A 5984-nucleotide genomic window follows, 5' to 3' on the forward strand; every position below is an offset into this window, starting at 1 on the left:
CTGAAATACTGCGGATATTCAAACCCTAAAGAATATGCAATTTCACTAGCATTTTCTTTTGAATTTAAAAGTTTGTTTTTTGCTCTTTCTATGATGTATTCGTGAATATGTTCTTGCGTACTTTTGCCTGTTTCCTTACGAAGTAAATCACTTAAATATCTTGGAGACATATGCATTTCATTAGCACAATACTGAACAGAAGGAATACCTATTTCCAATTGCTTTCCTGCTTTATAGTAGGATTTTAATAATTGTTCAAAATCACTTGCAACATCTTTGTTTAAGTTTGTTCTCGTATAAAACTGACGGTCATAAAAACGAATACAATAATTAAATAATAACTCAAGGTTTGAGATAATGAGTGTTTGGCTGTGTGCATCTATATTGTTACTGTATTCTTTTTCTATTTTCCGTGTAATATCTGTAATTGTATTTCTTTCCTCATCAGATAAATGTAATGCTTCATTAGAAGCGTAAGAAAAGAACGCATAACTATCTATCTTCTTTCCTAGTTCTGATTTCCTGATTAAATCTGGATGAAAAACTAAAGTCCAACAATTATCATCTTCTGTTTGGTAGGCTTTATTAAATTCTAAAACTTGATTTGGAGATGTAAATATCATAGAACATTCTTGAAAATCGTATGAATTTCTACCGTAATTTGAAATAGTATAAGGGCAATTTCCCTTAATGCTGATTTGAAATAAATCTAAAGAATATTTAAAGTTTTCATTTGATAATTGGCTTTGCTCTTTACCAAATTTAAAAACAGAAATTAAGGGATGCTTTGGTTTACCTAAGCCTAAAAACTGATGAACTTCGTGAATACTATTAATATTTATAATATCTTTTTTCATTTATGAGATGAAATGTGATTTTGAAACAGCTGAATATAAGAGAAATAATGAAGTAGCAAGGTAAAAAATCAATTCGGAAAAATATGCTTTTAAACTCCATTGTTCTGACATAAAATCAAAAGTTTCGATGGTGCATAATATGGTTAAATTAGAAAACAATATTAACATAGCGAACGGGGTTAATTTCCAATGGTTGAAATAGCCAATTAAAAAAGTTAACCCTGTTAAGCTTATCAAAAACCAATGTACAAACTGAACTCCACTAGGGTAAGCTTTATTCTGTAATTCTATAAATGGAATAATCCCTGTAAAATATTCAAAAAATCCTGCTAAACCCCAAATAAGCATTACTACAGACCAAACTATTAAAAAGACAAAATATATTTTAGCTACAACTATCATCATTATAAGTGGTTAATTAAATCTACGTTCTACTTCTTTTTTTAATGCCTGGTTAAACCCTTGATATCCTTTAGTATACACTTTTGATAAATAACCTCCTAAAAGAAAAGTTGCTCCTTTTGTTAATTCATCAGATTGGATAAAACGAGAATTATTCCTGTCAATTACTTCTACCTTAAAGTGATGATTGTCGCAAATACCCATAGGTCCTTTCTCTGCCCAATAAAATGATTTACCTTCCACCACTTGAATTGTGTGGTCTATGGAATTGTATTTTTCTTTAGAGGGGTTTAACTGAAACTTAGCAGTAATTTTATTTCCATCTTTTAATTCACCCTTAATGTCTGTTAAGAATACCGCCCAGTTTTTATAAGTTTTCGTATCTTTTAAAACAGACCATACCTTTTCTGCAGGTGCATCAATCGTTATATCGGTGTAAATTTTTCGGTGAGATAATTTCATTCTTTCAACTTTAATTGTTTCTTTCATTTTTCACTTTTTAGTGTTGCTAATAATGAAAGATAAAATTAGATGATGATTAAATAGGCATTGTATTCGATTTGCAGATTGTTGTATTCTTTTTGACGTAATTTTTATCTTGTGCCTAACAGTTTAGCTCGTATGTTTGTTTCTTAAGTTTAAGATAAGATATTTAGAACAATTAATTAGTTTAAAAGGAAGAGTGATTTCGTGGTTGAGCTATATACTGGATTAAAGATATCGTTGTGGTAAGAAATCTCTATTTTTATACGTACCAATTAATTGCAGCGCTCTTTTGGGTCTGTTAGTATTCTTGTAGATTCTTTAGAAACCCGGATTGTTAATATAGGTAGTAAACTATACTAAAGAAATATACACGTATAAAAAATTGCAATAAGAGTTTTAAAAAAAAAATACTTGTATATGGGCGTATTTTTAAAACGCCCATATAAACAGCTTCTTTTATTTATACCAATTGGGCTTCTTCTAAAGCTCCCTTTTTTTCTCTTTTTAGATCTTCTATAAAAAGGTCTATTTGTACTTTTTCTATACCAGGAACGCATATAACATGTGCAATGTTACCCTCAGAAGCAAGTTGGTATTTGTCGCATAAAGCATTCGAAGGTTTATCTAAAACCACTGTTAAGGCATCATTATTTCGCCAAGCATTTATGCCTATTTCTTTCAATCTCTTTTCGGTATAAGCGGACACTTTCTGGGAGTTTCTTGCTCTTTCTATAAGTCCTTGTTTTCCGTATTTCTGAATAAAAGACCAGATAAATAACGGAGTTAAGCCGTTTCTAGACCCTGTAATGGTAGTATCCATAGCACCGATATACGAAACAGAGTGTGCAATACGGTTTCTGTGGTTTCTTTTTACCAATACCACGCCAGAAGGCATAGGGCCTCCAATGAATTTATGACCAGAAATAGCAATACTATCTACACCTTCGGCAAAATCGAACTTTGGTTTTGGCTCTATAAATGGAGCTATTAACCCTAGAAATGCAGCATCGCAATGAATGTAATAATCTTTTATGGCGTATTTGTGTATGATTCTTTTAATCTCGTCTAGTTTATCTACCGCTTCGGTCATAGTAGTGCCAATATTTAAAAAGAAAATAGCAGGCTTGTCTCTACGAAACGAAATGATTTGTTCCAAATCATCATAATCCATCTCGCCATTTGGTTGGCTCCTAACTACAATGTTTTTAATATTTAATAAGTGCAAATTCTTCTTTACACTGTAATGGGTAGATTCGCTATAATAAACAACAGCTTCTGGGAAACTCTCTCTTGCTAAATACAATCCGTATAAATTACCTTCGGTACCACCATTGGTAATATAGCCCCAAGTTTCTTTCATATTGGTAGAAAGAATGTCAGCAAAAAAAGCAACACATTCTTTTTCTATGTCTTTGGTGTCTATAGCTAAGGTAGATGGAGACTCTGGGTCACCAATATTATTGATGCATAAATCTAAAAAAGGAGCAAATTCTTGGTAGGAGAAATCTTTGGCTAATGGGTACCCCAAAAAGCTATCGGAATGTTCACTAATACGTTTGTATATTTTATCAATTCTATCTTTCATAACTTCCACCTTTTGTGGTTACAAATGTAAATAATAGAATTTATTTTTACAAAAATCGACATATATTGAAATATTATTCTTTAATTTTGTTTTTTTATAGAAAATATTTCTTTGTTCATTATGATCATCTAACTAAAACAGAAAAATCTACTATGCAGTCTTTAGATACGATAGATATAAAACTTATAAACGAGCTTCAAAAAGACGGAAAACAGTCTATAAAACAATTAGCAGAAAAGGTAAATCTAAGTGTTACACCAACACATGAACGTATAAAACGTATCGAAGCTAGCGGTATTATAAAGAAATACGTGGCTTTAATAGACCCTAAAGTGCTGCATATAGATTTGGTAGTATATTGCCAAGTAACCCTTGTAAAACACCAGGAAGTATATTTTAAAGAGTTCGAGGATTATGTACACCATTTAGATGAAGTATTAGAGGTTTCCTATATCGCCGGAGCGTATGATTATCTTCTTAAAATTGTTCTTAGCGACATGAAAGAGTACCAAGAGTTTATATTGAAGAAAATGTCGCAACTAAAGATAGTATCTAATATGCAGAGTTCTTTTGTAATAACGCAAGTGAAGAATGAAACCAGAATAAAAGTTAGATAGCATTAGAATTTTAGCCCAACAGCATTAAAAAGAGGACTTAAAATCCATGCTGGGCCAATCATTAAAAATTGTACATCTTTTAAAAAGGATGGTTTTTTACCTTCATGGTTGTGACCAATAAATTGTGCTATCCAAGCAATTACAAAAATACCTAACATGATAGCCCATAGAGGTGCAATGTTAGCCAATTGTATTTGGTGAATAGCTATCAGTGCTAAAACGGAAAAAAGTAACATTCCTATAAAAAGGGGAATAGAAAGTCTTAGATAGTAGATTAATCCTAATATAAGTACTACCGAACCAAAATGGGCATACGCCAAATAGCTATCTGGTAGTATGCCTTCCATAATTGCATCCATAGGAATACAAGCTAAAAGGCCAATTAAACTAAAGAAAATTGCAGGTACGCAAATGTAATGTACCCTTTTATTAAAAACTGTTTGGTGACTTTCTGCATATTCGTTTAAGAGGGCATCTATTTTTCTCATAGTAGGGAATTTTAAGTTAGTTCTTTTGGCAGCGGCACAAATTTTCGCATCTGTTTATATTCTTCCAAACCTTTTTCAGTTAGGTGCGGTAGAAATATATTCCATAATATTTCTGCTATATGGCATTGATTGACGAAATAGGTGTTGTTTTTTATTATTTGTCTTTGGGATTGCCAAAAAGTACTTAACATCCAGAAGGTATGTACTAATTTATCGTAGTCTGTAAGCTCATTTTCAGGCTTTAATCGTTCTGTTTCTATATAATAATCTAGCAATGCGCTCCCCTCTTTTAATCGCTGTAAGGTAGATTCGGTATGCCGCTTTAGTATTTCGGGATAGTTTCTGCCAATATGTATAATTTCATTAAAAAAGAAAGAGTATCTGTTTTGTAAACCATCAAATTTTAATATTACATCTTCAAAATGATGTAATGTTATATAACTGTTTACAGGGGTTATATAATGAAGAGATTCTTGGTACATATCTTCATAGATATAGGCTAACAAAACAGCTTTAGTTTTGTAATGGTACTGAAGATTACCAGCACTTATTTGTAAAGAGTCTGCAATTTGTTTCATAGAAACATTAGAGATTCCTGTGCTGTTAAAAAGCTTTTGGGCTTGTTTTTTTATTTTTTGTTTCAAGTGTAAGTTTACTAAAATTCACCTAAAATTAGTCAATGCTTACTAAAAATACAAATTAGAATTTAGCTATCTCTTTAGAAACAAAAGAATTAGTACTTCGTTTGAAGGTCAATAAAGGCTTTTTTATACGTTTTAGAGATGGGTATTCTATTGCCATTTTCAAGAATAATATAGCCTTCATTCTCAAAACTACGAACCTTATCTAGATGTACAATATGCGACTTATGACATTTAAAAAACGGATTGCCCAAGAGTTTGGCAAATCTCCCTAAATTATAAGAACTCGTAATAGTAGTATTGTCATACAGGTGTATCTGGGTATACCCATCGTAACCCTGAATATGTAATACCTCATTATACGGAATAAAAGAGATTCCTTTGGTAGTTGGTATTAGTACTTTATTGTTATTAGTTACATGCTCGGTTAAGAGGTTTAAGAGTTTTAAATTACTCTGATTTTGATTTTTGTGTTTTATAACCTTTTGTGCCTTTTGGATTGCATTAATAAGATCTTGATCCGCTATTGGTTTTAAAACATAATCTATAGCATTTTGCTTAAAAGCTTCAATAGCATATTCATTATAAGCAGTAACAAAAATGATTTGAAAATCTATTTTTTCTAGTTTTGTTAATAGTTCAAAGCCATTTATTCTAGGCATTTCTATATCTAGAAAAAGTAAATCTGGCTGTTGTTTTTGAAGTAACGTTACGGCATCTTCAGGCTTTTGAAAAGTATGTGTTATTTCAATATTTGAAAATAATTTTTCAATTTTTTGTTGTAGACCTTTTACATTAGATATTTCGTCATCTACCAATATTGCGGTTATAGGGTTCATGCGGTAAGGTGTTTTATTACAAAAGTTGCTTTATTACCTTTGTCTTTTTGTTGCGGATACATTTCTGAA

8 protein-coding genes are annotated in these 5984 nt (G+C 31.2%); 1 reads left to right on the forward strand and 7 read right to left on the reverse strand.

Annotated features, from left to right (window positions below; translation table 11 throughout):
* The 4 genes from QZZ51_RS15925 to QZZ51_RS15940 form a co-directional block, all read right to left on the reverse strand.
* Nucleotides 1–857 (reverse strand): helix-turn-helix domain-containing protein (locus tag QZZ51_RS15925; RefSeq protein ID WP_291871467.1); only part of this gene is annotated, 857 nt, incomplete at its 3' end.
* Nucleotides 858–1262: a hypothetical protein gene (locus tag QZZ51_RS15930; protein WP_291871469.1), complete on the reverse strand. Its 405-nt coding sequence runs from the start codon at nucleotides 1260–1262 to the stop codon at nucleotides 858–860.
* Between the two features lie 9 nt (nucleotides 1263–1271).
* Nucleotides 1272–1748 (reverse strand): SRPBCC domain-containing protein, encoded by a 477-nt coding sequence (locus tag QZZ51_RS15935; RefSeq protein ID WP_291871471.1) that lies wholly within the window; start codon nucleotides 1746–1748, stop codon nucleotides 1272–1274.
* A 457-nt stretch (nucleotides 1749–2205) separates the two neighbouring features.
* Nucleotides 2206–3330 (reverse strand): histidine decarboxylase, encoded by a 1125-nt coding sequence (locus QZZ51_RS15940; RefSeq protein ID WP_291871473.1) that lies wholly within the window; start codon nucleotides 3328–3330, stop codon nucleotides 2206–2208.
* 152 nt (nucleotides 3331–3482) lie between these two features.
* Between QZZ51_RS15940 and QZZ51_RS15945 the strand changes: the two genes are divergently transcribed.
* Nucleotides 3483–3947: an Lrp/AsnC family transcriptional regulator gene (locus QZZ51_RS15945; RefSeq protein ID WP_291871475.1), complete on the forward strand. Its 465-nt coding sequence runs from the start codon at nucleotides 3483–3485 to the stop codon at nucleotides 3945–3947.
* Between the two features lie 2 nt (nucleotides 3948–3949).
* Here QZZ51_RS15945 and QZZ51_RS15950 read toward each other — a convergent pair whose 3' ends face one another.
* The 3 genes from QZZ51_RS15950 to QZZ51_RS15960 form a co-directional block, all read right to left on the reverse strand.
* A complete protein-coding gene (locus QZZ51_RS15950; protein ID WP_291871476.1) occupies nucleotides 3950–4435 on the reverse strand; it encodes an Mpo1-like protein in 486 nt (161 codons plus the stop codon).
* Between the two features lie 11 nt (nucleotides 4436–4446).
* A complete protein-coding gene (locus QZZ51_RS15955; protein ID WP_291871478.1) occupies nucleotides 4447–5079 on the reverse strand; it encodes a TetR/AcrR family transcriptional regulator in 633 nt (210 codons plus the stop codon).
* Between the two features lie 89 nt (nucleotides 5080–5168).
* Complete coding sequence (locus QZZ51_RS15960) at nucleotides 5169–5915, reverse strand: LytTR family DNA-binding domain-containing protein (RefSeq protein ID WP_291871480.1); 747 nt, start codon at nucleotides 5913–5915, stop codon at nucleotides 5169–5171.
* Nucleotides 5916–5984 lie beyond the last annotated feature (69 nt).

Origin of the sequence: Maribacter sp., assembly GCF_016744255.1 — a bacterium.
Taxonomy (GTDB): Bacteria; Bacteroidota; Bacteroidia; order Flavobacteriales; family Flavobacteriaceae; genus Maribacter_B.